24 protein-coding genes and 1 pseudogene are annotated in these 21,628 nt (G+C 60.5%); 17 read left to right on the plus strand and 8 right to left on the minus strand.

Annotation, left to right across the window (positions count from 1 at the left end; all coding sequences use genetic code 11):
* Window positions 1–42: 42 nt before the first annotated feature.
* From LPA36_RS25635 to LPA36_RS25645, 3 genes are all read left to right on the plus strand, one after another.
* Entirely contained in the window at window positions 43–1,104 is a 1,062-nt protein-coding gene (locus tag LPA36_RS25635; RefSeq protein ID WP_228882911.1) for an ABC transporter substrate-binding protein, read from the plus strand.
* A gap of 192 nt (window positions 1,105–1,296) precedes the next feature.
* A complete protein-coding gene (locus LPA36_RS25640; protein ID WP_228882912.1) occupies window positions 1,297–2,139 on the plus strand; it encodes an ABC transporter ATP-binding protein in 843 nt (280 codons plus the stop codon).
* Complete coding sequence (locus tag LPA36_RS25645; protein ID WP_228882913.1) at window positions 2,136–3,023, plus strand: ABC transporter permease; 888 nt, start codon at window positions 2,136–2,138, stop codon at window positions 3,021–3,023. Before LPA36_RS25640 ends, LPA36_RS25645 begins: the two co-directional genes overlap by 4 nt.
* A 62-nt stretch (window positions 3,024–3,085) precedes the next feature.
* Here the strand turns inward: LPA36_RS25645 and LPA36_RS25650 are convergent, their stop codons facing one another.
* A complete protein-coding gene (locus tag LPA36_RS25650) occupies window positions 3,086–4,033 on the minus strand; it encodes a glycosyltransferase family 2 protein (protein ID WP_228882914.1) in 948 nt (315 codons plus the stop codon).
* Window positions 4,034–4,089: 56 nt separating this feature from the next.
* Between LPA36_RS25650 and LPA36_RS25655 the strand changes: the two genes are divergently transcribed.
* Window positions 4,090–4,380, plus strand: coding sequence for a hypothetical protein (locus tag LPA36_RS25655; RefSeq protein ID WP_228882915.1), 291 nt, complete (start codon window positions 4,090–4,092; stop codon window positions 4,378–4,380).
* A gap of 174 nt (window positions 4,381–4,554) precedes the next feature.
* Window positions 4,555–5,421: an NmrA family NAD(P)-binding protein gene (locus tag LPA36_RS25660; protein ID WP_228882916.1), complete on the plus strand. Its 867-nt coding sequence runs from the start codon at window positions 4,555–4,557 to the stop codon at window positions 5,419–5,421.
* Window positions 5,422–5,493: 72 nt separating this feature from the next.
* Here the strand turns inward: LPA36_RS25660 and LPA36_RS25665 are convergent, their stop codons facing one another.
* Window positions 5,494–5,682, minus strand: a complete 189-nt coding sequence (locus LPA36_RS25665; protein WP_228882918.1) for a hypothetical protein — start codon at window positions 5,680–5,682, stop codon at window positions 5,494–5,496.
* Between the two features lie 234 nt (window positions 5,683–5,916).
* Here LPA36_RS25665 and LPA36_RS25670 point away from each other — a divergent pair, with 234 nt between their 5' ends.
* From LPA36_RS25670 to LPA36_RS25680, 3 genes are all read left to right on the plus strand, one after another.
* Window positions 5,917–6,402 (plus strand): SRPBCC family protein, encoded by a 486-nt coding sequence (locus tag LPA36_RS25670; RefSeq protein ID WP_228882919.1) that lies wholly within the window; start codon window positions 5,917–5,919, stop codon window positions 6,400–6,402.
* A gap of 368 nt (window positions 6,403–6,770) precedes the next feature.
* Window positions 6,771–6,974 carry a cold-shock protein gene (locus tag LPA36_RS25675; protein WP_090537609.1) on the plus strand — a complete coding sequence of 68 codons (204 nt, stop codon included), beginning with the start codon at window positions 6,771–6,773 and terminating at the stop codon, window positions 6,972–6,974.
* Between the two features lie 231 nt (window positions 6,975–7,205).
* Complete coding sequence (locus tag LPA36_RS25680) at window positions 7,206–7,433, plus strand: hypothetical protein (protein ID WP_228882921.1); 228 nt, start codon at window positions 7,206–7,208, stop codon at window positions 7,431–7,433.
* Between the two features lie 89 nt (window positions 7,434–7,522).
* Here LPA36_RS25680 and LPA36_RS29550 read toward each other — a convergent pair.
* Together LPA36_RS29550 and LPA36_RS25690 are read right to left on the minus strand one after the other, a co-directional pair.
* Window positions 7,523–8,353: pseudogene (locus LPA36_RS29550) on the minus strand (methyl-accepting chemotaxis protein); the annotation flags it as partial.
* Window positions 8,354–8,818: 465 nt separating this feature from the next.
* Complete coding sequence (locus LPA36_RS25690) at window positions 8,819–10,414, minus strand: carboxylesterase/lipase family protein (protein WP_228882923.1); 1,596 nt, start codon at window positions 10,412–10,414, stop codon at window positions 8,819–8,821.
* A gap of 328 nt (window positions 10,415–10,742) precedes the next feature.
* Here LPA36_RS25690 and LPA36_RS25695 point away from each other — a divergent pair, with 328 nt between their 5' ends.
* The 3 genes from LPA36_RS25695 (at window position 10,743) to LPA36_RS25705 (ending at window position 12,114) form a co-directional block, all read left to right on the plus strand.
* A complete protein-coding gene (locus LPA36_RS25695; protein WP_228882925.1) occupies window positions 10,743–11,048 on the plus strand; it encodes a hypothetical protein in 306 nt (101 codons plus the stop codon).
* Entirely contained in the window at window positions 11,029–11,328 is a 300-nt protein-coding gene (locus LPA36_RS25700; protein ID WP_228882927.1) for a hypothetical protein, read from the plus strand. The genes LPA36_RS25695 and LPA36_RS25700 overlap by 20 nt, the downstream gene beginning before the upstream one ends.
* A 72-nt stretch (window positions 11,329–11,400) precedes the next feature.
* Window positions 11,401–12,114, plus strand: coding sequence for a dienelactone hydrolase family protein (locus LPA36_RS25705; protein ID WP_228882930.1), 714 nt, complete (start codon window positions 11,401–11,403; stop codon window positions 12,112–12,114).
* 94 nt (window positions 12,115–12,208) lie between these two features.
* Here the strand turns inward: LPA36_RS25705 and LPA36_RS25710 are convergent, their stop codons facing one another.
* The 3 genes from LPA36_RS25710 to LPA36_RS25720 all read right to left on the minus strand — a co-directional run bounded on the left by LPA36_RS25710 (window position 12,209) and on the right by LPA36_RS25720 (window position 15,227).
* Window positions 12,209–13,198, minus strand: a complete 990-nt coding sequence (locus LPA36_RS25710) for a zinc-dependent alcohol dehydrogenase family protein (protein WP_228882932.1) — start codon at window positions 13,196–13,198, stop codon at window positions 12,209–12,211.
* 44 nt (window positions 13,199–13,242) lie between these two features.
* Window positions 13,243–14,373 carry an alkene reductase gene (locus LPA36_RS25715; protein ID WP_228882934.1) on the minus strand — a complete coding sequence of 377 codons (1,131 nt, stop codon included), beginning with the start codon at window positions 14,371–14,373 and terminating at the stop codon, window positions 13,243–13,245.
* A 107-nt stretch (window positions 14,374–14,480) separates the two neighbouring features.
* Window positions 14,481–15,227: an SDR family NAD(P)-dependent oxidoreductase gene (locus LPA36_RS25720; RefSeq protein ID WP_228882936.1), complete on the minus strand. Its 747-nt coding sequence runs from the start codon at window positions 15,225–15,227 to the stop codon at window positions 14,481–14,483.
* Between the two features lie 227 nt (window positions 15,228–15,454).
* Between LPA36_RS25720 and LPA36_RS25725 the strand changes: the two genes are divergently transcribed.
* Window positions 15,455–16,336 carry a LysR family transcriptional regulator gene (locus LPA36_RS25725; protein ID WP_228882938.1) on the plus strand — a complete coding sequence of 294 codons (882 nt, stop codon included), beginning with the start codon at window positions 15,455–15,457 and terminating at the stop codon, window positions 16,334–16,336.
* 80 nt (window positions 16,337–16,416) lie between these two features.
* Entirely contained in the window at window positions 16,417–17,250 is an 834-nt protein-coding gene (locus LPA36_RS25730) for an AraC family transcriptional regulator (RefSeq protein ID WP_228882939.1), read from the plus strand.
* 33 nt (window positions 17,251–17,283) lie between these two features.
* On the opposite strand, the gene LPA36_RS25735 is transcribed toward LPA36_RS25730, so the two are convergent.
* Entirely contained in the window at window positions 17,284–17,871 is a 588-nt protein-coding gene (locus tag LPA36_RS25735) for a LysE family translocator (protein WP_228882941.1), read from the minus strand.
* Between the two features lie 188 nt (window positions 17,872–18,059).
* Here LPA36_RS25735 and LPA36_RS25740 point away from each other — a divergent pair, with 188 nt between their 5' ends.
* The 4 genes from LPA36_RS25740 (at window position 18,060) to LPA36_RS25755 (ending at window position 21,285) form a co-directional block, all read left to right on the plus strand.
* Window positions 18,060–18,527, plus strand: a complete 468-nt coding sequence (locus LPA36_RS25740) for a MarR family winged helix-turn-helix transcriptional regulator (protein WP_228882943.1) — start codon at window positions 18,060–18,062, stop codon at window positions 18,525–18,527.
* Between the two features lie 82 nt (window positions 18,528–18,609).
* Window positions 18,610–18,951 (plus strand): hypothetical protein, encoded by a 342-nt coding sequence (locus LPA36_RS25745; RefSeq protein WP_228882946.1) that lies wholly within the window; start codon window positions 18,610–18,612, stop codon window positions 18,949–18,951.
* Complete coding sequence (locus LPA36_RS25750) at window positions 18,948–20,237, plus strand: MFS transporter (protein WP_228882948.1); 1,290 nt, start codon at window positions 18,948–18,950, stop codon at window positions 20,235–20,237. Before LPA36_RS25745 ends, LPA36_RS25750 begins: the two co-directional genes overlap by 4 nt.
* A gap of 190 nt (window positions 20,238–20,427) precedes the next feature.
* A complete protein-coding gene (locus LPA36_RS25755) occupies window positions 20,428–21,285 on the plus strand; it encodes a PA4780 family RIO1-like protein kinase (protein ID WP_228882950.1) in 858 nt (285 codons plus the stop codon).
* Window positions 21,286–21,628: the final 343 nt, after the last annotated feature.

The following is a 21,628-nucleotide window of genomic DNA, read 5'->3' on the forward strand; positions in this document are numbered from 1 at the left end:
GCGCGCGCTGACGCGCTGATCCACGCACACTGAGGCCTCTCCATGCATCCGATTGAACCGGCCGCGCCACGGCCGTTTAAACACGCACGATTCGCACGCCGGTTCGTCACGGCATTCGTGACGCTCGCGGTTTCCGTCGCCGGCTTTGGCGTGGCCGCTCCGGCGCATGCGGAAGGTCAGATCCGTATCGCTGAACAGTTCGGCATCGTCTATCTGCTGTTGAATGTCGCACGCGACCAGCAGTTGATCGAAAAAGAAGGGCACAAGGCCGGCATCGATATTAAGGTCGACTGGCTGCAGCTTTCCGGCGGCTCGGCGGTCAACGACGCGCTGCTGTCCGGTTCGGTCGATATTGCAGGCGCTGGAGTTGGTCCGTTGCTGACGATCTGGGACCGTACGCGTGGCCGCCAGAACGTGAAGGGCGTCGCTTCGCTTGGCAATTTCCCGTATTACCTGATATCGAACAATCCGAACGTGAAGACCATCGCTGACTTCACGGAGAAGGATCGCATCGCGTTGCCAGCAGTATCGGTCTCCGTGCAATCGCGGCTGTTGCAGTACGCCGCTGCGCAGCGCTGGGGCGAGAAAGACTTCAACCGGCTCGACAAACTGACACAGGCCGTGCCGCATCCGGATGCGACCGCGGCGATCATCGCGGGTGGCACGGAAATCACCGGGCACTTCGGCAACCCGCCGTTCCAGGAGCAGGAGCTGGCAGGCAATCCGAAGGCGCATATCGTACTCAATTCGTACGACGTGCTGGGTGGCCCGAGTTCGGCCACGGTGCTCTATGCGACGGAAAAATTTCGCAACGACAATCCGAAGACGTATCGCGCTTTCGTCGATGCGCTCGCCGACGCCGCGCGATATGTGAGCGCAAATCCCGAGGCGGCCGCCGACGCCTATATCCGCGTGAATCATTCGAAGATCGACCGCGTGCTGCTGCTATCGGTCATTCGCAATCCGCAGGTGCAGTTCAGGATCGCGCCGCAAAACACGCTTGCGCTCGCGCAGTTCATGTACCGCATCGGCGCGACGCGAAACGAGCCAAAATCGTGGAAGGACTATTTCTTCGACGATCCTGCCACGGCCGGCGGAAGCTAGGTCCTCACGTGTCGACGGACGTCGACGCAGCAAAATCGCCGCTTATGCGTCAGGCTGTATTGGATATGCGCAATCATTGGTTGGTCGGCGCAGGCGTGAACCGTATCGTCGTGTTTTGCACTGACGGTGCCCGGGCGTGAACATCACGATGACTGAATCATTCAATGCAGCCTTTGCGCAAGGAGCCGCGTGATGGTGGCCAATCCTTCCATCCTTTTTCCGGACGCGGCCGCTCAGGCAGGGGCCGTATCGCAGGCGCAGCATAGCGAGCGGCTGCTCGCCGTCGATAGCGTCAACCTCGAATACCGCACCCGCGAGCGCATCGTGCGCGCGACGCATAACGTCAGTTTCGACGTCTACGGCGGCGATCGGTTTGTGCTTCTCGGGCCTTCCGGCTGCGGTAAATCGACGTTGCTCAAGGCTGTCGCGGGGTTCATCGCACCGCATTCAGGGACGATCTCACTCGATGGTGAACCGGTGCGCGGGCCGGGCGCGGATCGCATCGTCGTGTTTCAGGAATTCGACCAGCTGCCGCCGTGGAAAACGGTACAGCAAAACGTGATGTTTCCGCTACGCACCGCAAAAAAGCTCGGACGCGCAGAAGCGAAAGAGCGTGCACTGCACTATCTGGAGAAGGTGGGCCTGGCTGCGTTCGCCGACGCCTACCCGCATACGCTATCCGGCGGCATGAAACAGCGTGTCGCGATTGCGCGTGCGCTTGCGATGGAGCCGCGCGTGCTGCTGATGGACGAACCATTCGCCGCGCTCGATGCACTCACTCGACGCAAGATGCAGGAAGAACTGTTGCGTCTGTGGGAAGAGACGCACTTTACGCTGCTCTTCGTCACGCATTCGATCGAGGAGGCACTCGTGGTCGGCAACCGGATCCTGTTGCTTTCGCCGCATCCGGGGCGTGTTCGCGCCGAACTCAACAGTCATCAATACTCGCACGACAGCTTCGGGCGCATCGATTTTCAGCGCAGCGTAGCGCATATTCACCGCCTGCTATTCGGAGAAACGGAGGCAGCCCAATGAGTACGCCCACTTCCAGCACAACCTGGTTGCCGCCCGTACGGCCTGAATACGAGCGCTCGCCGGAGATGCCCGGCGATGTCGTCGCTGATGCGCCGTTGCCCGTGGCGCGGCGGCTGATGGCGCAGTCGTGGTTGCGCAAGACGCTGATCGCGCTGGCGCTGCTCGCGGTGTGGGAAATCGCGGCGCGTGTTCTGGATAACGATCTGCTGCTGCCGGGGTTCGGTGCAACGTTGAGTGCGTTCGCTCAGGGCATCCTGTCGGGAGAGTTGTTGCAGAAGACAGCGGTGTCGCTGTCGGTGCTGCTGCGTGGCTATCTGCTGGGCGTGCTGTTCGCGTTCCTGCTGACGTCGCTGGCGGTGTCGACGCGTATCGGGCGCGATATGCTTTCGATGCTTACCGCCATGTTCAACCCGTTACCGTCGATCGCACTGCTGCCGCTCGCGCTCCTGTGGTTCGGCCTTGGCACGGGCAGCCTGCTGTTCGTCCTCGTGCACGCAGTACTGTGGCCGCTCGCGCTCAATACGTGGTCAGGCTTTCAGGCCGTTCCCGAAACGCTGCGCATGACCGGGCGCAACTACGGGCTGGGCGGATTGCGTCACGTGACGCTGATTCTCGTGCCTGCGGCGTTGCCGTCGATTCTTGCAGGCTTACGTGTGGGCTGGGCCTTTGCGTGGCGCACGCTGATCGCCGCGGAACTTGTATTCGGTGCGAGCAGTGGTAACGGCGGCCTTGGCTGGTACATCTTCCAGAACCGCAACGAGCTTTATACCGACCGCGTGTTCGCAGGGCTCGCCGCAGTGATTGTGGTGGGTCTCCTCGTAGAGCATCTTGTATTCGACACGCTGGAACGCGTGACGGTGCGTCGTTGGGGTGTGCAGCGCTGATCCTTGCTGGCGTGGCACGTTGACCGCCGCCGCGCCAGCAAATCCAGGATGCCGGCGGCGGGCTATCGCGGCTTGAGCGTCAGCATCGAACGCGAAATCATCATGAGGTGATAGTAAAGCCGCATGCTGAAGCCGTAGTTATAGGCAAAGAGATTCTTTGCGGCGATCCGCAGTCCCTTGATGGGATCGTGGTTGCGCGAATAGACCGATACGACGATCGGCACGATACGCCGCAATGCGAGCTTGCGAGCCGGTTCGAGCGGCCGATCGAGGCGCAGCTTTTCGATGAACGCATACGCCGAAACCGAAGCCGCGCTGGTCGACCTTTTGGTCGTCATCGAAATGGAGACGTCGGTCTTGCGATAGAACGACACGTATTCGTTGAGGTAGTACACCTGCTTCGCAGCAAGGCAGAGTTCGACGCCGAATACGTAGTCGCAGCACATGCCGTACTGCTCCTTGTAGCTGATACGACGCACGAGATCGGCATTCGCCATCCAGCCATTGTTCGGGAACATCTGGATGAGGCCGGTCCGCCCCGGCGGCTGCTGCAACCCTTCAGCACTTTTCGTACGGTAAAAGTCGGCGTTTAGCCGGTCGCTCGCTTCGCGATCGACATGGCCAGCCTGATCGACTTCGTACTGGTTCGCGAACGCGACGTCGAGATCCGGATGACGCTGCCAGAGCGAAACCAGTCGTTCGACGCCATCGACGGCAAGATAATCGTCGTCATGAATCAGCAGGATCCTGCCGCCGCTTGCGCGATTGAAGAGGCTCGACACATTGCGCGCCTGGCCGAGCGAAGGCGTATTCCTCACATAACGGATACGCGGTTCGTGCTGATAGCGCGTCGCAATCATCCTTTGCGTGCGGTCGTCTTTTGAATCGTCGCCGATCAGAATCTCGATGTTCGTGTGCGTTTGCGCGAGGCACGACTCAATACATTCGACAATGAGATCCGGCCGGTTGCAGGTCGGCAGACAAATGGAGACCTTCGTTTGCGTCGTCATCTGGTTCGCCCTGGTTCGTGAGCCTGTGTTCGTGAAGGGTCAATACAGCCGCTCCCATGACGAACTGCTCGCCATGCGATACCAGGGTAGCCCAAAAAAAGTCGAAAAAAATCTTCAATAAATCGGCCAAAAAGCGCGGATTCGCCGCGCTCGCCCCGCCCGCGGGCAGTTGCGGCATATTGCTGGCTGACGTATCAGATGGTCGGGTGTGCCCGAAGCTGCGCCGCACACAGTGCGACGACCGTAGCGCTGGCGGAAGACGAAAGCTACGCATCGGCGTCGATCCCAGCGACAAAATGCTGGCTTCCGGCACGCACGCGAGCAGCGTCGCGAAGGGCGTTCTGTAAACGCTGACCGATCTGCTTGGAGAGCCGGTCCGGTCAGGTCCAGCTTGACTGGAAGCGAACGGCTACATGACGTAATAGCATCAATCAAATGACATTCATGCGCTGGTTGAAACGGAGACTCGCGACCAGAATGCTTTCCTGTGCGGCGCAGGCCGCAACTCACTGGAGAGAACGATGTTCGCGATTACCGGAATCACAGGGCAAGTTGGAGGGGCGGTAGCACGACAACTGCTCGCGCGGCAGCACGACGTTCGCGCGGTCGTGCGCGACGCGAAGAAGAGTGCCACGTGGGCCGAAGCAGGATGCGAAGTGGCACTTGCAGCAATGGACGAGGCGCAGGCTTTGGCGCGTGCATTCGCTGGGACGGAAGGCGTATTCATTCTGTTGCCGCCGAATTTCGATCCGTCGCCGGGCTTTCCAGAATCACGCCGGATGATCGCGACGTTGCGCGACGCGCTGGAAGCCGCGCAGCCGCGAAAAGTGGTGTGTCTGTCGACGATCGGCGCTCAGGCAACACAGCCAAACCTGTTGCAGCAACTGCAGATCATGGAACAGGAACTCGGCACGCTCTCGATGCCGGTGGCGCTTTTGCGCGCGGCATGGTTCATCGAAAACGCGGCGTGGGACGTCGAACCCGTCAGCACCACCGGCATCATGCCGAGCTTTCTGCAGCCGCTGGAACGCGCCGTGCCGATGGTCGCAACTGCCGACATAGGCCGCGTCGCGGCGCAATTGCTGAGCGAAACATGGACAGGGTGTCGTGTCGTTGAACTCGAAGGTCCGCGTCGCCTGAGCCCAAACGATCTTGCCGCTGCGTTTGGCCGTCTGTTGGGCCGCGACGTGCGGGCACAAACCGTACCGCGCGATACGTGGGAGTCGCTGTTCCGCGCGCAGGGCGTGCAGTATCCGGTACCACGCATACAGATGCTCGATGGCTTCAACGAAGGCTGGATCCGATTCGAGGCGACAGAAGCCGAAACGATGAAGGGCAACGTGCCGGTCGAAACGGTGTTGCGCGGTCTGATCGAACGCGTGGATTGAAACCGGCGCGGCTGTTTCCCTGAACGAAGGAAGCACGCGGATGCATTCGCGTGCCGCCCTCATCAACACGTTCTAGTGCTTGTGGTGCGGGCGCTTTTCGGTGGAGGCGTGCTTTTCAGCGTCGCGATCCTTTGGCGCAATTTTCGTCGTACCACCAATTGACGGCGGGTCGCTGGCGGGAAACGTGTCTTCGACGGCCTTGTCGATATGTTTCTCGGACTTGTTGCCATGCGGATGTTTTTCACGAGCCTGGTTAGACATGGTGCGTCTCCTTCCGGGTTACGGTTGTGGCGGTAGTCCCTCATACGGTAGCAAGAAGCGGGCTCGCTCCTGCAACGCGCGGCGGGCCGTACCTGCATGTCCAGCCACATGAGTTGGCGGACGTGCTTTCGGCGCTGTTTTTACATGGTCGTGTAGCAACCGGATCGTGCAATATGATGCGTAAAACCCGGCAGGCGCAATCGGGCAGGGCAACGTGATCGCAGGAGAAATCCCGTGCATTCAGCGCAATACCGCTTCTCGACGACATGGCGAATCGAGGCACCGTTGCCCGCGGTCTGGGCAGCGATTCGCGATGTGGCGCACTGGCCGCGCTGGTGGAAGAACGTCGAACGCGTCGTTGAGATTGCGCCCGGCACAGGCGAGGGCATCGGCGCCGTTCATCGCTACTGGTGGAAAGGCGTGCTGCCGTACCGGATCGTGTTCGACATGCACGTGACGTTCATGGATCCGCTGGTCGCACTCGAAGGCGAAGCAACAGGCGACGTGCTCGGCACCGGCCGGTGGCAGTTTTCAAACGACGGCGCCGCGACGATCGTACGATACGACTGGCAGGTCCATACGAGCCGGCCATGGATGAATCTGCTCGCACCCATCGCACGTCCGTTTTTTCGCTGGAATCACGATGCAGTGATGCGCGAAGGAGGTGAAGCGCTTGCACGTCTTTTGAACGCACGGCTACTCGGTATCGAGCACGCATGAAGCGTCCCGCTTGAGCACGATTCCGCGAAGACGCCGAAGACCGCAAGAACAGACGTCCAGATTGACCGGTGCGGCTTAAGCGAACGGGGTCATACCATTCGCGCACGTTCCGGACGCCGGAGGCGTGTATTCACCATCACGTGTAACCCTTTGTGGTGGCCGCTGAGCGCGAACCCTGCAAAACGTTACTGAATAAACCTTGCTTCAAACGTATATACAGCGTACTGTGGGGGTCGAAGTTCAAGAACGTCGATTGCTGATCATCAATGTGTCGCCTCTTTAGCGGTATTCGTTGTCCTCTCACTCCTTGATTCTTCTCAGTCGCTCCGTACTGGAGCGGATTACTTATTTTTTTCGCAAGGTGGGATATGGAAACCGGTACCGTCAAGTGGTTCAACGACAGCAAAGGCTTTGGCTTCATTACGCCGGACGCAGGTGGTGAAGATCTTTTCGCGCACTTCTCGGAAGTGAAGGGCGATGGCTTCAAGACGCTGGCTGAAAACCAGAAGGTCAGCTACGAAACGAAGCGCGGCCCCAAGGGCATGCAAGCTGCGAACATCACGCCGCTCTAAGTCGCTGTTTCAGGTCTGTTAAGGCCTGAACGAACTCGCAGTAGTGTGCCCGTCAGGGCGCATGGCTGAACGGGTAAAACGTCAACCCTCAAGGTTGGCGTTTGCTGCCGCTCCTTACCGGGCGGCAGTTTCATTTGCGCGACCGCTTCGTGCGTTTCCGTTCGCTTCGTTTGATTGATAGACTGATGTCCCGAGGCACATAACAAGACCCGGACACAGGAGACTTCAACGATGAAAATAGCCTTCAAGGACTTCGAGCGGCAGGTCGTGCAACGCCACCTCATCAAGGGGCACGTGTACGAAAACGCGGCAGCGCTGGTTGAACGCGCGAACGCATGGATTGCCGAAGAAGGTGCCGACGTCCTGAACGTCGAAAGCCTGTCGACGTTCGGCACTGGCGACGACACGAGCGTCAGTCACTGGTATTCGGGCATCCGGATCTGGTATCGCACGCCCTGAGGCATCCTTCACGTCAGACTACAACGTCGGCGCCCCGGCAAATCACACATGCGAGGGGCGCATTGCAACAAGCCACTCAAGCATGCCATTCATGCCGTGTTTGTCGCGCGCACCTTGAATTCCGATAACGTGCTTCGTACGCGCGTCACCTGCTCCTCGAGCGACTGGGCGGCGGCGGCCGCCTGTTCGACGAGCGCGGCATTCTGTTGCGTAACCTGATCCATCTGCGTAACGGCCGCCGCGACCTGTTCGATGCCCCGGCTCTGTTGCTCCGATGCACCGGCGATTTCCGCCACAATTGCCGAAACCTGTCCGATCGCAGTCTTGACCTGCTCCATCGTCGATCCGACATGTGCGGCCTGCGACGATCCTTCGCGAACCATGCCGACCGATGAACCGATCAACGCCTTGATTTCCTTCGCCGCCGTAGAAGAGCGTTGCGCGAGATTGCGGACCTCGCTTGCGACAACCGCGAAGCCGCGCCCGTGATCGCCGGCTCTCGCGGCTTCCACTGCCGCATTGAGCGCAAGAATGTTCGTCTGAAACGCGATGCCTTCAATGAGACCGGTGATCTCTGAGATCTTGGTCGACCCCTGATTGATCTGTTCGATGGTGTGCATCATCGCCCGGACCGCTTCGTGGCCGATGTCGGCCATGCTGGACGCGCGGCTCGCGAGGCCATTGGCCTGATGCGCGTTGTCAGTGTTGTGCCTGACCGTCTCCGTGAGTTGCACCATGCTCGCGGCAGTTTCCTCAAGCGAAGCGGCCTGTTCCTCGGTGCGGGCCGACAGATCCATGTTGCCTGCTGCGATCTGCTGGGTGGCGGTGCTCACCGAATCGGTCGCCGCCTGGACGGTCAGCACGGTTTCCTCGACGCGGTTCATGAAGCGGTCGAACCAGACGGCGCCGCGCCCAAATTCATCCATGCGCCGCGCGGCTGAACGCCTGGAAAGATCCAGCGTTTGCGACAGGTATTGAAACGAACGGGTTTGCCTGCCAAGACCATCGACGACGATTCCCTGCAGATGCACGAAGCCGAACGCGAGTATTGCAACTGTCACGAATGTAGCGACCGGCAACAGCCAGAGCAGGGCGCTTGCAGACAGACCGGCAAACGAATGCGATTCACGCAGCGCGGCTGTCGCGACGCCGCCGATGACCAGTGCGAGTAAAGCGGGAACGCCAAGGGCCACCGCCAGGCGGAATTTGATGGTTGGAACGAACGTGTACATCTGATCTCCGATGGGCTGCGTTCTCTGGGGCTACCGTCGTGCTGGTTGCCTTCGAACGAAACCTGTATGGCTGTTCTGCGTGTGGCTGTAGGGCAATGTCATGCACGCCGAAGCGCAAACGGCTTCGAACGGGCATGACGATTCAAGGCGCGATCAGAACGTGAAGCCGAGGCTGCCGTTGCTTCTGAAGCTGTTCAGGAACTGGAAGCGTGCCGTCGACACTTCGGGCTGCGTCTGAACCGGTGTCGCGAGTCCCATCACCTGACCGCCAGCGCCCGTGTACGCGGGCCAGTTCGGCAGACCGTTGCCGTTCGGATTGCCGGTCTTCGCGAAGTTGGTCCAGTAAGACGACATCGCATCCGCGACGGAAACGTCCGTCGCATCAGGCGAGCCGTGGCCATTTGCCACGAAATTCTGGAAGACGTAAGGCACTTCCGACACGTGTATGGGCAGCGGGTTGTAGGCGGACGTCTGGCTGAAGTAGTAGGAATAGACCGGCGACCTGCCTGTCTTCAGTTGCATATTGGCCATCTCCCAGGTTTGCGATGCGATGATCAGATCGCCCGCGAGTGTGACCTCGGACTGCTGTGCCGCAGCGTCGGTGCTTGCCGGGTAGAACTGCAGGAAGGTATTGATGTTCGCCGCGCCAAATGCCGAAGTGGCCGCGGTGACGAAATGATCTTTGGTGTCGGCAGGAATACCTGCCGTTGCCGCAAAAATCGTACCCTCGTTTGCATTTTGTCCTTCGAGCAGCGGGACATCGTTCTGCTGGCCGGCGGCGAATCGCGAGTAAGGATCCGCCGTAAGCACATAACCGTCGATGCTCGGGTTAAAGGCCGGTTCCGTCGGGTCGGTCATCAGTTGCGAAGCGGGTAGCGCGCGAAGATCGGCGAGTGTTCTGGCGCCCATGGTCGCGCCAAGTTGCGCGCCGATCTGCGACACCGCCGCGTGTGATCGCATCACACCTTTTGGTGTTTCCCAGAAGGCGCCGCTTTCCGCGATGGCCTTGTTGAAGGTACCTGCGGCGAGTGGCGACGTCAGAAGCATCCCGACCGCGTGCGCGCCGGCCGATTCGCCGAACACAGTGATGTTGTTCGGGTCGCCACCGAATGCCGCGATGTTTGCTTTCACCCAGTGCAGTGCGGCGATCTGGTCAAGCAGGCCATACATTCCCGACGACTTTCCACCCGATTCGACGTCGAGATCCTGGCGCGCAAGAAAGCCGAACACGCCGAGCCGATAGTTGATCGAGACGACGACCACGCCCTTCTTCGCGAGATTGCCGCCTTCCCAGCGTGGATCGCCCGAGGTGCCGAACTGGAAGCCGCCACCGTGCAGCCACACCATCACAGGACGTTTTTCGGCAGTCGATTTCGCGCCAGTCCAGACGTTGAGGAACAGACAGTCTTCGCTTGCCTTGCTGTTGTCGACTGGCCCGAATGCAGTGCCTTGCCAGCATGTGTTCCCGTATTGCGTTGCCGCCTTGCTGCCGGTCCATTTCACGGCCGGTTGAGGAGCCTGCCAGCGCAACGCACCAACGGGCGCGGCTGCGTAGGGGATGCCCTTGAAGCTGATGATGCCGGACGCGTCCGCCGGGTTGCCGGTGACAAGTCCGCTGTCGACCTGGGCCTGACTGTTTGCAAGCACAACGGATTGCGTGGGCGCGCCATCGGAGCCGCCACAGGCCGTGAGTGTCGCAGTCACGCATGCAAGCATCGTTGCGCGCAGTAGCGCCTTTCCATGAATCACGTGTTTGTCTCCTTCGCTTTTTATGATGTTGATCTGAATCCCCAAACCTCCCTCCTGAGACTTACGTCGAAGGAGGCCTCGCGCATGTGAATCAATATTGGTTAACCGATTTTTTTCGCCAAAATACATCGGATGCCGAACTAATATTCAACCGGCTGGTTCTGGCTGATCGTTTATGGCGTGCGCGATTTCAGGCGTGATGCGAAGGTAGCTGCGTCTGGCCCATAAATCCATACAATCGAATTCATACCGGGTATGAAACTGGCGCATAGGGCTGAGGCGGTGGGTTGAGGAAGACCGCCAGGCGGCCTCCGCGTTGAGGGCTGACGTGCGTGATGTCACGATGCGTTTCAAGTGCATCGGGGCAGGCACGGCAGAAAGGTCAGGGAAAATCCGTATCACGCTGACCACGATCTGCCGCGCTGCAGTCGCAGGAAAGCGTCAAACTCAAAATCGGGAGTCGAGGCAACCCGAAAATGCGATGCGGCATACGCGCCACGATCGGGAAACGGATCTCAAGCGCGCCCGCGCTGTCGTTGATATCATCTCGCTCGCTGCGGCACAGGCGTCAGCCTGTCGTAATCACTTGATCAAAAAGAAAAGCCGGAACAACAATGCGTTTGCGGAAAATTGAGTTTGCGTTTCTGGCAGTAGCGGTTATGTCGGTGGTGGGATTCGGGGGCTGGCTACAAAGGGAAATGGACCGTGCGGCGCGGGCGCGCAGTCAGCGCGTCGTGAGCGACGTGGAGGATTCGCGCAATAACTGCAGCGATGCGGTCAACCGTCGCTCGGGGCAGCAGGACACGATGTGGTGCGGCACGGTCGGGCGCGATCTGACGAATCTGACGCGTCAGGTCGCCCAGCTGCAACCGCGGACAACTGATCCGGCTTTGAGGCCCGTCAGCACGCCCTGACACGGTACTGCGCCGGCGCGCCGGTGCGCAAGGCGTTATGCTACCGGTTTCGCCCGAACGAGGACCCCTCTCATGAAACAGACAGCTGGTTCAATGATTACCTTTCGTCGCCCTGACGGCAAGGACGTGCAGGGTTACCTTGCAAAGCCGCAGAAGCTCGAAGGCGCACCTGCCATCGTCGTGATCCAGGAATGGTGGGGCGTGAACGACCAGATTCGCGGCGTGGCAGACCGGCTCGCGGAGAGCGGATACGTGGCGCTGGTGCCCGACCTGTACCGTGGCAAGGCGACGGTGGAGGAGGAGGAAGCAAACCACCTGATGAGCGGGCTCGATTTTGGCGATGCGGCTTCAGAGGATATCCGTGGCGCTGTCCAGTATCTGAAGACGCATTCCGAGCGGGTCGGCATCACTGGCTACTGCATGGGTGGCGCGCTGACCCTGCTCGCGCTCAGCCAGATTCCGGAGTTGGCGGCTGGCGTGGTCTGGTATGGCTTCCCGCCGATCGAGTATATTGACGCCAGCAAGATCAAGGTGCCGGTGATGGGTCACTGGGCTACGCAGGACGCGTTCTTTGCAATCGAAACGGTCGATGTGCTGGAGAAGAAGCTGCTCGACGCGAACGTCGCGGTCGAGTTTCACCGCTACCAGGCGCACCATGCGTTCGCGAACGAAACCGCTGTCGGGCCGGGCCGGATATCGCGAACCCAGTTCGATGCGGTGTGGTCACAGCTCGCGTGGGACAGGACGCTGACGTTCCTCGGCCGCACGATGTGGAACAGGCAGTAATACCCTTAAGGCATGTGCCAGCTTCGCAGGCCGCGCTTTAGATCGGGCCCGTTCCCTCGATGCGAGGAGAGCGGGCCCAACAGTCACACCGTGTCTACACAGTCACCACGATCTTGCCAAACTGGCCGTTCGTTTCCAGATAGCGGTGCACATCCACCATCTGATCGAAGCTGAACGTACGATCGATGACAGGTTTGAGCGCGCCCGCTTCAAGCCCCTTCAGAACGAATTCCACCGCAGCGCTGCGACGTGCCGCATCGCCGCTTGTCAGCCAGATGTTGTGCGCCTTCACCGTGATGACCTTCGCAATCATGTCCAGCACAGGCAACGGCGTGATGCCTTCGTCGAGTGCGCCGTAAATGTACGCGATTCCTCCAAACGATAGCGCCGAAATCAGCTTTGCAAAATTCGCACCGCCGACCGGATCGAACGCCACGCGCGCGCCTTTGCCCTCTGTGATGCGCGCGACTTCCTGCACGAGATCGACTTCATCGGTGGCGATCACGTGTGCGGCGCCTGCGTCCAGCAACGCGCGGCGCTTGACGGAGGTCCGTGTCAGCGCAACAGGTATCGCGCCGGCGTAACGGGCGAGCTGTATCGCCGCCAGCCCTACGCTGCTTGACGCAGCCGGAATGAGCACGACGTCACCCGTGGTCACTTTCGCGTCTTCGATCAGCGCGCCGTACGCCGTCACGAACATCATCCATACCGAAGCGGCTTCGGCGAACGACAGCGATTCCGGATGTTTCACCACTGCGTAATCCGGCGCAATGATCACTTCGCCGTAAGTGAAGTACTGGTTCATCGAAAACGACGGAATTACGTTGACCTTGTCGCCGATTGCCAGACCTTTGACATCCGCACCCAGTGCGTCGACGATGCCGGCCGCCTCGTAACCCAGGCTCGCCGGGAACCTGACCGGTTCGATATAGAGGTCAGTGCGCCACATCGACTCGGCGCGGTTGATGCCGATTGCCTTGACCTTGATGCGAACTTCGTTCGGGCCTGGCGCGGCGACTTCGTTCTCGACGAACTCGAGGACTTCCGGGCCGCCGGCTTTTGCAAATCTGATCGTGCGTGACATAAGAACCTCTTGAAGTGGATGGTTGAGACCGGATTTCGTTCGGCTTACACAGCCTCAGTGGTTTCGATGGCATCGGCGGTTTCGTTCGCCTGATAAGACGGGAAATCCGAATAGTGCTTTTCGTCGCCGCCCCAGAACGCCGCGCGGACATAAGGCGTCAGCGGCAGCTTGTGCTTGAGACGATACGGCAAATCAGGATTCGACGAGAAGTGACGACCAAACGCGACGAGATCGGCATCGCCCGATGCGACAATCGCTTCGGCACTCTCGCCGTCAAAGCCGCCGGCCGCGATGATCGGACCCGAAAAGTGTGCGCGCAGATAGCGCGTTGCGACGGGCGGATGATCGTCGTGAAGCGTATCGTCGCCCTTGATGCGCGGCTCGATCACATGCAGATAGGCGATCCCGTATTCGTCGAGCACGCGCGCAACATGGCTGAAGGTCGCTTCGGGATTGCTGTCGCTGATGCCGCCCCATTCGCCGGATGGCGAGATGCGTACGCCCACGCGATCGGCGCCCCACACGGAAATGAGTGCTTCGACCGATTCGCGCAGGAAGCGCACGCGGTTTTCAATCGGGCCGCCGTAAGCGTCCGTCCGCCTGTTCGTGCCGTCCTGGATGAACTGATCGACGAGGTAGCCGTTGGCACCGTGCAGCTCCACACCGTCAAAGCCTGCGTCGAGCGCGCGTTGAGCCGCAACGCGGAATTCTTCGACGATGCCGGGGATCTCCTCGATGTCGAGGGCACGGTGCGGCGAGGCTGGCACAAAACCGTCCTTCGTCAACGCGACGCCTTCGAACGGGACGACCGAGGGTGCAACCGGGTCGACGCCGCCCGTCATTTCGACGTGGCTTTGACGACCGCCGTGGATGAGCTGCATGAATACGCGGCCCCCCTTTGCGTGAACAGCGTTCGCAATGGCCCGCCAGCCTTCCATCTGCCCATCGTGATAGAAGCTGGCCGCACCGAGATAGGAGCGCGCGGGAACCGAAATGCTGACGCCTTCGACGATTTCAAGGCCGCCTTCCGATGCGCGCTGGCCATAGAAGTCGGCCATCATCGGGCTGGGAATGTCGCCCGGCTGGATGGTACGCAGGCGCGTCATCGGCGCCAGCACGACACGATGCGAGAGGGGATATGCGCCGACCTTTATTGATGTGAAGAGCTGAGCCATGATCTTTCCTTAATCAGTTAGCGTGAAACTGATTCTTTAAATAAAATATGGATGTCTAAATAATGTGAATTTCTATTCGCTGAAAAATCCACATCCTCTGATTCAATTCAAAGCCTGGAACCGCCGTCGACGCTCAACGTATCGCCCGTCACCCAGCGTGCGGCGTCGGAGGCGAGAAAGACGACTGCGCTGGCGATATCATCAGGCTGTGCGACGCGCTTAAGTGCCTGCATGCCCAGCGCAGCTTCGCGGCCAGCCTCCGTTTTCGTGAAGCTCGACATCTCGGTATCGACCACGCCCGGCGCGACGGCATTGACGCGAATGCCACGCGCACCAAGCGCGGTGGCGAAATGGCGGACGAGCGTGTCGACTGCGCCCTTGGTGGCGGCGTAGGCGGGCAGCGTACCCAGCGAAGCGCGGGCTGCCAGGGACGAGAGCATCACCACGCTGCTGCCCGTGCACATAACCGGCAACAGTTGCTGTACGAGAAAGAAGGGCGCACGCACGTTCACGGCAAAGAGATTGTCGAAATCTTCTACGGTCGTCTCTTCGATACTCGCCGCTTTCGAAATGCCGGCGTTCGCCACGAGGATGTCGAGACGATGCCCGACCACGGCGCGCACCCGTTGTGCGAGCGTATGCGCACCGTCCGCGGCGCGCAGATCGGCTGCGATTTTCTGGGCATTGCCGCCCGCCGCGCGAATCTCGGCGACCACCGCTTCTGCCGCCTTTTCTCCACTGCTGTAGTGAACGAGCACCTGCGCCCCAACCTTCGCGAGCGCGAGTGCGCTGGCGCGGCCGATGCCACGCGATGCGCCCGTGACGAGGGCGGTTTTTCCGGTGAGATTGATCATGACAAGACTCCTGAGTAGGGTTTTGTAAGGGTGGCGTATTCATCACCCGGTTCCCGCAATATAGGTACGAAGCATGGCGTGCAGTTTCGATTGGACCGGGATTCTCTTCGGTGGCCTTTCTCTACGTCGCTGCCTGAGACGTAATCTAGTGGGAGCTTGCGGAAAACAAAAAGACTTTGTAGGCTGGCTGGTATGCCTGCAAGGCATGGCCAAACGGAAGAGAGACCATGGAGCTTCGACATCTGCGGTACTTTATGGCCGTCGCCGAGACGGGGAGCCTGACGGTCGCAGCCGAGCGACGGCTTCATACTTCGCAACCCTCGCTCAGCCGCCAGATCCGCGATCTGGAAGACGAAGTGGGTGCTGAACTGTTCAGCCGCAGCGCGCGCGGGGTTGACCTGACGGAGGCCGGCAAGGCGTTTCTCGATCACGCGCGACTCGCGCTCACGCAGGTCGACGCCGCGATCGAAGCCGCACGCCGCGCGGCGCGACCCGCGCGGCAGGTGTTCGCGCTCGGCTTTCTGACCGGGCAGGAAATGACGTGGCTGCCGCGTGCCATGCAGGTGCTGCGCGACGAGCTGCCGAACATCGACGTCACGGTATCCAGCCACTATTCACCGGACCTCGCCGATGCGCTCGCGCGCGGCAAACTCGATCTGGCGTTTCTGCGTGCGGAACCGGGGTTCGATCTCGACTATCGCGTAGTCAACCGCGAAAAGCTGCTCGCGCTCATGCCAAGCGATCATCCGCTAACCGCTAAAGCCGCCATCAGCCCGCAGGATTTCGTGGGCGAGCCCTTCATCATGGCGTCGAACAAGGCCAGGGTGCTGCACGGGGTGATCGAAACGTATCTGCAGAAAAACGGCGTGGAAGTCACATCGGAACACGGCGTCGACAATCTCGCGATGGCCATGTCGCTTGTCGCTTCCACCCGGGGCCTCGCGTTGATGCCTGAGTACGCGAACAATCTGCTGCCGTGGTCAGTCGTCAGCCGGCCACTTGAAGGGGACGCACCCACGGTCGATCTGGTGATTGGCTATAGCAGGGCCAATACATCCGCTGTGCTGAAACTCTTTCTCTCTCGCGCCGAAGAGTTGATCACTCCGTAAGCGATGCAATGTCGACTATAAATATGCGCTAAAGTGGACGTTCCCATCTCAGGCTTTACGTTCCGGACAAGGCGCACGGCATGACGCTTTCGGCGAAAAAGACATCTACCCCAAGATTCTGGCGCGACGACGCGCTCCCGTTCGTCGAGGCGCGCGCGATACAGGATGGCCGCAAGATCTGCTACGCGAAGCATGCGCATGAAACGTTCTCGATAGGCGCCGTCAGGGGTGGGCAGAGCACCATGCACAACGGAACATTGCGCGCGCAGGTCGGCGCAGGCGCGGTCGTTGTGTTCAATCCACAAGAGGTGCACGCCTGCAATCCGGTCGACGATCAGCCATGGTCGTATGTCATGCTGTACGTCGATGTTTCGTGGCTCGCCACCCTTCAACATGATCTGGGCTTAAGTCGCAACGTCGATTTCCACGCGTTCTCAACCGGACTCACCACACAACCGGATTTGTATGCAGGGCTGAATCGCCTCTATGCCGTGCTGGCAGACGAATTGGGCGATTCGCTACAAAAGCACAGCGCCGCAATCACGTTCTTTTCGGACGTGCAGTCCGCCCTCGCGCCCATGCCGACATCGTCGGACAACACCAATCACAGACTCGTGCGCGCAGCAGAGTACATCCGGGACAACTACACGCGCTCGTTGAAGCTCGACGAAATCTGCGCAGCGGCCGATCTCTCCGCGTCATATCTGATCCGGGCATTCAAGCAGCGCTACGGCATGACACCGCACGCGTACCTGACGAACTGCCGCATCGAATACAGCCGCGCGCAGCTCAGACGCGGCAAGGCAATCGTCGACGTCGCGATCGAAGCGGGTTTTGCCGATCAGGCCCATTTGCAGCGAGCCTTTCGCCAGTCCGTCGCGGCCACGCCAGGACAGTACCGCGGCGCGGCGTGAAGTGGACGCGCGTTGCCGTTTGAGCCTTACGTCTTACGCCTCGAGCAGATAAAGCGCGCTGACTGCGAGCAATAACGCCATTACGCGATTGAAGCGGCGCACGCGCGCCGGCACGCTCAGATAGTGACGCAAAAACGTGCCCGCAAGCGCCCAGCAGGCAATCGAGCCGTAGCAGATGAGGAAGTAGACTCCCGCAAACTGCCACATGTGTTGCGCGTTGCCGTCGGCGGCATAGGCGCCCATGCCCGCGAGCGAAGCGAGCCATGCCTTCGGATTAAGCCATTGCATGGCCGCGCCCGACATCATCGAAGGACCTTTCGCGACTTTTTCGGCGCCGGGTTGCCCATCGTCGGTCGCAAGTCTGTACGCCATGTAAAGCAGGAATGCGACGCCAGTGTACTGAATGCCTTTTGTCAGTTGCGGCCATTCGCTCAACAATGCGTGCAACCCCATTCCAGTCAGCAGGAGCAGAAGCGTGAAGCCGACCGTCGCGCCGGTGACGTGCCGCATGCTGGCGACGAGCCCGTACCGGGCGCCTGCGCCTAGCGCGACCACATTAACCGGCCCAGGTGAAATGGACGAAGCAAGCGCAAAGGCCATCATGGAAAGCAGGGTGTTCATTCGGCACGCTCGTAGCGACTGGAAGTCTCGATGCGTAAAGTTTGCCGGTGTGAGGTGCGTGTGTATTGAAGAAAATTGCCCTGTGTCGCTCCGGTTGACGTCGAACTCATTCCGGACCTGCTTGACCCGTGCGCATCGGAACAGGTAATCTGTGAAGGTTACCTTCATATATGGCGATGGAGCCGGAGATGGCCAGTCGAACGGAAGAGCCGCGTGGTGACGCCGCCGACATTGCGCTCGCGTTGTCGCTGGCGGGCGAACTGCGGGTCCTCAGCGGCAAGCTGAAGCGAAGAATGCGCGAAGAGGCGAACCTCGGCGATCTTACGTTCTCCCAGACGCGCGTGCTGACGCTGCTCGAACTCGAAGGGCCTGCAACCGTTACAGCGCTCGCGCGTGCGGAAGGCGTGCGCCCACAGTCGATGGGTGAGACCGTTGCCTCGCTGAAGGCGGCGGGGCTGATTTGCGGCGAACCCGATCCGGTTGACGGCCGGCAAACGGTTCTGTCGCTCACTGCTGCGTGCAGAAAAGCGATCAGGGCAGGCCGCGCGGCGCGCGAGGACTGGCTGTTCCGTGCGATTCGCGCGAAGCTCGCGCCGGCCGAGCAAAAGAAGCTTGCCGCAGGCGTTGAACTGCTCAAGCGTCTCCTCGATGCGTGATCGTATCGGGCGTGCGTTATTGCCCGAAATGCCGCTGGCGCTCATGCGCCAGGTCTGCAAGCAATGAAAGGAGCGCCTGAAGATGGACTGGATTCATGTTGTGTCGTGGTTCTTTGGCGGTGCGTTCCTGACCAACGCCGTTCCGCATTTTGTAAGTGGCGTAATGGGACGTCCGTTCCAGACGCCCTTTGCGAGGCCACGTGGTGAAGGGCGTTCGTCTTCCACCGTGAACGTCTTGTGGGGCGGCTTCAACTTCGCAGTGGCATGGTTGCTGTTATGCCGTGCCGGTAGCGACGAACTGTTTTCCACGGCTTACGTTGTTTCGACGGGTCTGGGGCTGCTGGTGATGGGCCTGATGCTGGCTCGCTGGTTCGGACGGTTTAATGGCGGCAATACGCCGCTTGAGCAGGGAGCGGGCAGGTGAGCGGCACGTTCCGTTCGCTGCGCGGATACAACTATCGGGTGTGGGCGGGCGGGGCGATTGTCTCCAACGTTGGGACGTGGATGCAGCGCACGGCGCAGGACTGGCTGGTCCTGACGCAGTTGACGCATCACAACGCGACGGCGGTTGGTATTGTGATGTCGTTGCAGTTCGGTCCGCAGATGCTCCTCTTGCCGTTGACGGGCTATGCGGCCGATCATCTCGACCGGCGCAAGCTCCTGTTCGTCACGCAGGGAGCGATGGGCACACTCGCGCTCGGCCTGGGGATATTGACCGTCACTGGACTCGTACAGTTGTGGCAGGTGTACGTGTTTGCGTTTCTGCTCGGCTGTGTCACCGCGTTCGATTCGCCGGCGCGCCAGACATTCGTGTCGGAACTGGTTGGCGAGACCGATCTGTCTAACGCCGTGGCGCTCAATTCGACTTCATTCAACGCCGCGCGAATGATAGGCCCCGCCGTGGCGGGTGTCCTGATCGCGGCAGTGGGCACGGGATGGGTCTTTCTTGTCAATGCGGCATCGTTCGTGGCTGTGCTTGGATCGCTTCGACTGCTACGTCTCGACGAGCTTTATCGAAAAAGCAGTGCAGTGCGCAAGCGGGGCAGTCTCGCTGACGGCTTTCGTTATGTCTGGACACGACCCGACCTCAAGGCGGTATTGCTGATGCTTTTTCTGATCGGCACGTTCGGGCTCAATTTTCCGATTTTCATCTCGACGATGTCGGTCACTGCGTTTCGCGCGGGCGCTGGCGAATACGGATTGCTGACGTCCATCATGGCGATCGGGTCGGTGACGGGCGCGCTGCTTTCCGCACGTCGTGCGCGGCCGCACATCATGTTATTGCTGGCGGCTTCGGCCGTTTTCGGTCTGGGCTGCGCGCTGGCGGCGGCGATGCCGAACTACTGGCTGTTTGGCGCGGTGCTCGTGATGCTCGGCATTTCGGCGCAGACGGTCACGACATCGACGAACAGCTACGTGCAACTGGCAACCGAGCCCGAGATGCGCGGACGGGTCGTCGCGATTCTGCTGGCCATCGCGCTGGGCGGCACGCCACTCGGTGCGCCGGTCGTGGGCTGGGTCGCAGACCGCTTTGGGCCGCGCTGGGCGCTTCTGGTCGGCGCGGCTGCGGGGTTTGCAGCGGCGGTCGTCGCGATCCGGTTTTTGATGAAGCGGGGTGACCTGCGTGTGGTGAGAGAGGGCGCGCGGATTCGCATCAGTTTCGCGCGACGCGGCGATGGGGATACCGTTGCATCTACACAGTCGCCGTGAGATTTGCGTCGGCCCGTCCCCGGCCACCCTTATAATCCGGCATGACTCCATTCATCTCCAGTTCAGCAAGCTTGCCGCCGGGAGCACCGGCTACGCGATTCACCGGTTTGCTGGTCGCGCATACCTCAGCGCAACATTCACCGTCCACGCGTGTGGAATGCACGTTCCACGCGCTCCCGCCGGCGGTCGAATGAAAATACCCAAACGACTTGCACCGCTTCTCGAAGAAGGACTCATCGACGAAGTCATCGGCCAGTTGATGAGCGGCAAGGAGGCCACAGTCTACGTCGTGCGCAGTGGCGAAACGACACGTTGCGCAAAGGTCTACAAGGACGCGAAGCAGCGCAGTTTTCGGCAAGCCGCGTCGTATCGGGACGGCCGCAAGGTCAAGAACAGCCGGCAGGCGCGGGCAATGGAGAAGGGTACGCGTTACGGCCGTCAGATGCAGGAAGCGTCATGGCAGAACGCCGAAGTCGACGCGCTGTTCCGGCTTGCCGGCGCAGGCGTGCGCGTGCCGCAACCGTATATCTGTACCGACGGTGTGTTGCTGATGGAACTGGTGATCGATGCAGAGGGTGACGTCGCGCCACGACTCAACGACGTCGATCTGACCGAAGCCCGCGCCCTCGAACTGCACGCGCTGCTGCTGAATCAGGTTGTCCGCATGCTCTGTGCAGGGGTGATTCACGGCGACCTGTCGGAATACAACATTCTGCTGGCAGCGGATGGGCCTGTGATCATCGATCTGCCCCAGGCCGTCGACGCAGCCGGTAACAACGAAGCCGCCGCGATGCTCAAGCGGGACGTCGACAATCTGGCCGCGTACTTCGGACGATTTGCACCGCAACTACTCACCGCGAGTTACGGCACGGAAATCTGGACGCTTTTCGAAGCGGGGCGGCTGCATGTCGATGTCGAATTGACCGGGCGCATCGAAGTCGACACGCGACCTGTGGATCTCGATGGCGTGCTGCAGGAACTCGAAGAGACACGTCTCGAGGAAGAGGCACGAGCGCGGCGACAGCAGGAACTGTCCGCAGGCCGGTAACCGTGCCCGATGTCTCCCGAAGATCGCCCGTCAAGTGATGGTGTTCGAGGCATGTCTCCGTTCGGCCGATTCTGTTGCAAAACTCGAAGGCCGGACGAGGCCTGCCACGCCTGCGATATCTGGGGCACGCGCCTCGCACCTGGCGTCGTTCAACCTGCGAGCCGATAAACATCAAACGTTGGTCCAACTGCTTGCCAGTGTTTGACATAATATAAATTATCGAGCTTTTTTTTGTCAGAGCTTTTTAGTAATGTCTGGTTCTGGCTCATTAGAAATGTCCGGTTCCCGGCTCCGGGCCGGCGGCTGTGGCGCATGCTGCGGCATCACAGCCAGCCCGGAGCCC

Origin of the sequence: Paraburkholderia saeva, from assembly GCF_907164555.1 — a bacterium.
Lineage (GTDB): Bacteria > Pseudomonadota > Gammaproteobacteria > Burkholderiales > Burkholderiaceae > Paraburkholderia > Paraburkholderia saeva.

Excerpts from the sequence above, each read along its gene's own strand:
- LPA36_RS25635 (WP_228882911.1), top strand. The coding sequence starts at position 43 with ATGCATCCGATTGAACCGGCCGCGCCACGGCCGTTTAAACACGCACGA.
- LPA36_RS25640 (WP_228882912.1), top strand. The coding sequence starts at position 1,297 with ATGGTGGCCAATCCTTCCATCCTTTTTCCGGACGCGGCCGCTCAGGCA.
- LPA36_RS25645 (WP_228882913.1), top strand. The coding sequence starts at position 2,136 with ATGAGTACGCCCACTTCCAGCACAACCTGGTTGCCGCCCGTACGGCCT.
- LPA36_RS25650 (WP_228882914.1), bottom strand. The coding sequence starts at position 4,033 with ATGACGACGCAAACGAAGGTCTCCATTTGTCTGCCGACCTGCAACCGG.
- LPA36_RS25655 (WP_228882915.1), top strand. The coding sequence starts at position 4,090 with ATGACGAACTGCTCGCCATGCGATACCAGGGTAGCCCAAAAAAAGTCG.
- LPA36_RS25660 (WP_228882916.1), top strand. The coding sequence starts at position 4,555 with ATGTTCGCGATTACCGGAATCACAGGGCAAGTTGGAGGGGCGGTAGCA.
- LPA36_RS25665 (WP_228882918.1), bottom strand. The coding sequence starts at position 5,682 with ATGTCTAACCAGGCTCGTGAAAAACATCCGCATGGCAACAAGTCCGAG.
- LPA36_RS25675 (WP_090537609.1), top strand. The coding sequence starts at position 6,771 with ATGGAAACCGGTACCGTCAAGTGGTTCAACGACAGCAAAGGCTTTGGC.
- LPA36_RS25680 (WP_228882921.1), top strand. The coding sequence starts at position 7,206 with ATGAAAATAGCCTTCAAGGACTTCGAGCGGCAGGTCGTGCAACGCCAC.
- LPA36_RS25700 (WP_228882927.1), top strand. The coding sequence starts at position 11,029 with ATGCGTTTGCGGAAAATTGAGTTTGCGTTTCTGGCAGTAGCGGTTATG.
- LPA36_RS25705 (WP_228882930.1), top strand. The coding sequence starts at position 11,401 with ATGAAACAGACAGCTGGTTCAATGATTACCTTTCGTCGCCCTGACGGC.
- LPA36_RS25710 (WP_228882932.1), bottom strand. The coding sequence starts at position 13,198 with ATGTCACGCACGATCAGATTTGCAAAAGCCGGCGGCCCGGAAGTCCTC.
- LPA36_RS25715 (WP_228882934.1), bottom strand. The coding sequence starts at position 14,373 with ATGGCTCAGCTCTTCACATCAATAAAGGTCGGCGCATATCCCCTCTCG.
- LPA36_RS25720 (WP_228882936.1), bottom strand. The coding sequence starts at position 15,227 with ATGATCAATCTCACCGGAAAAACCGCCCTCGTCACGGGCGCATCGCGT.
- LPA36_RS25725 (WP_228882938.1), top strand. The coding sequence starts at position 15,455 with ATGGAGCTTCGACATCTGCGGTACTTTATGGCCGTCGCCGAGACGGGG.
- LPA36_RS25730 (WP_228882939.1), top strand. The coding sequence starts at position 16,417 with ATGACGCTTTCGGCGAAAAAGACATCTACCCCAAGATTCTGGCGCGAC.
- LPA36_RS25735 (WP_228882941.1), bottom strand. The coding sequence starts at position 17,871 with ATGAACACCCTGCTTTCCATGATGGCCTTTGCGCTTGCTTCGTCCATT.
- LPA36_RS25740 (WP_228882943.1), top strand. The coding sequence starts at position 18,060 with ATGGCCAGTCGAACGGAAGAGCCGCGTGGTGACGCCGCCGACATTGCG.
- LPA36_RS25745 (WP_228882946.1), top strand. The coding sequence starts at position 18,610 with ATGGACTGGATTCATGTTGTGTCGTGGTTCTTTGGCGGTGCGTTCCTG.
- LPA36_RS25755 (WP_228882950.1), top strand. The coding sequence starts at position 20,428 with ATGAAAATACCCAAACGACTTGCACCGCTTCTCGAAGAAGGACTCATC.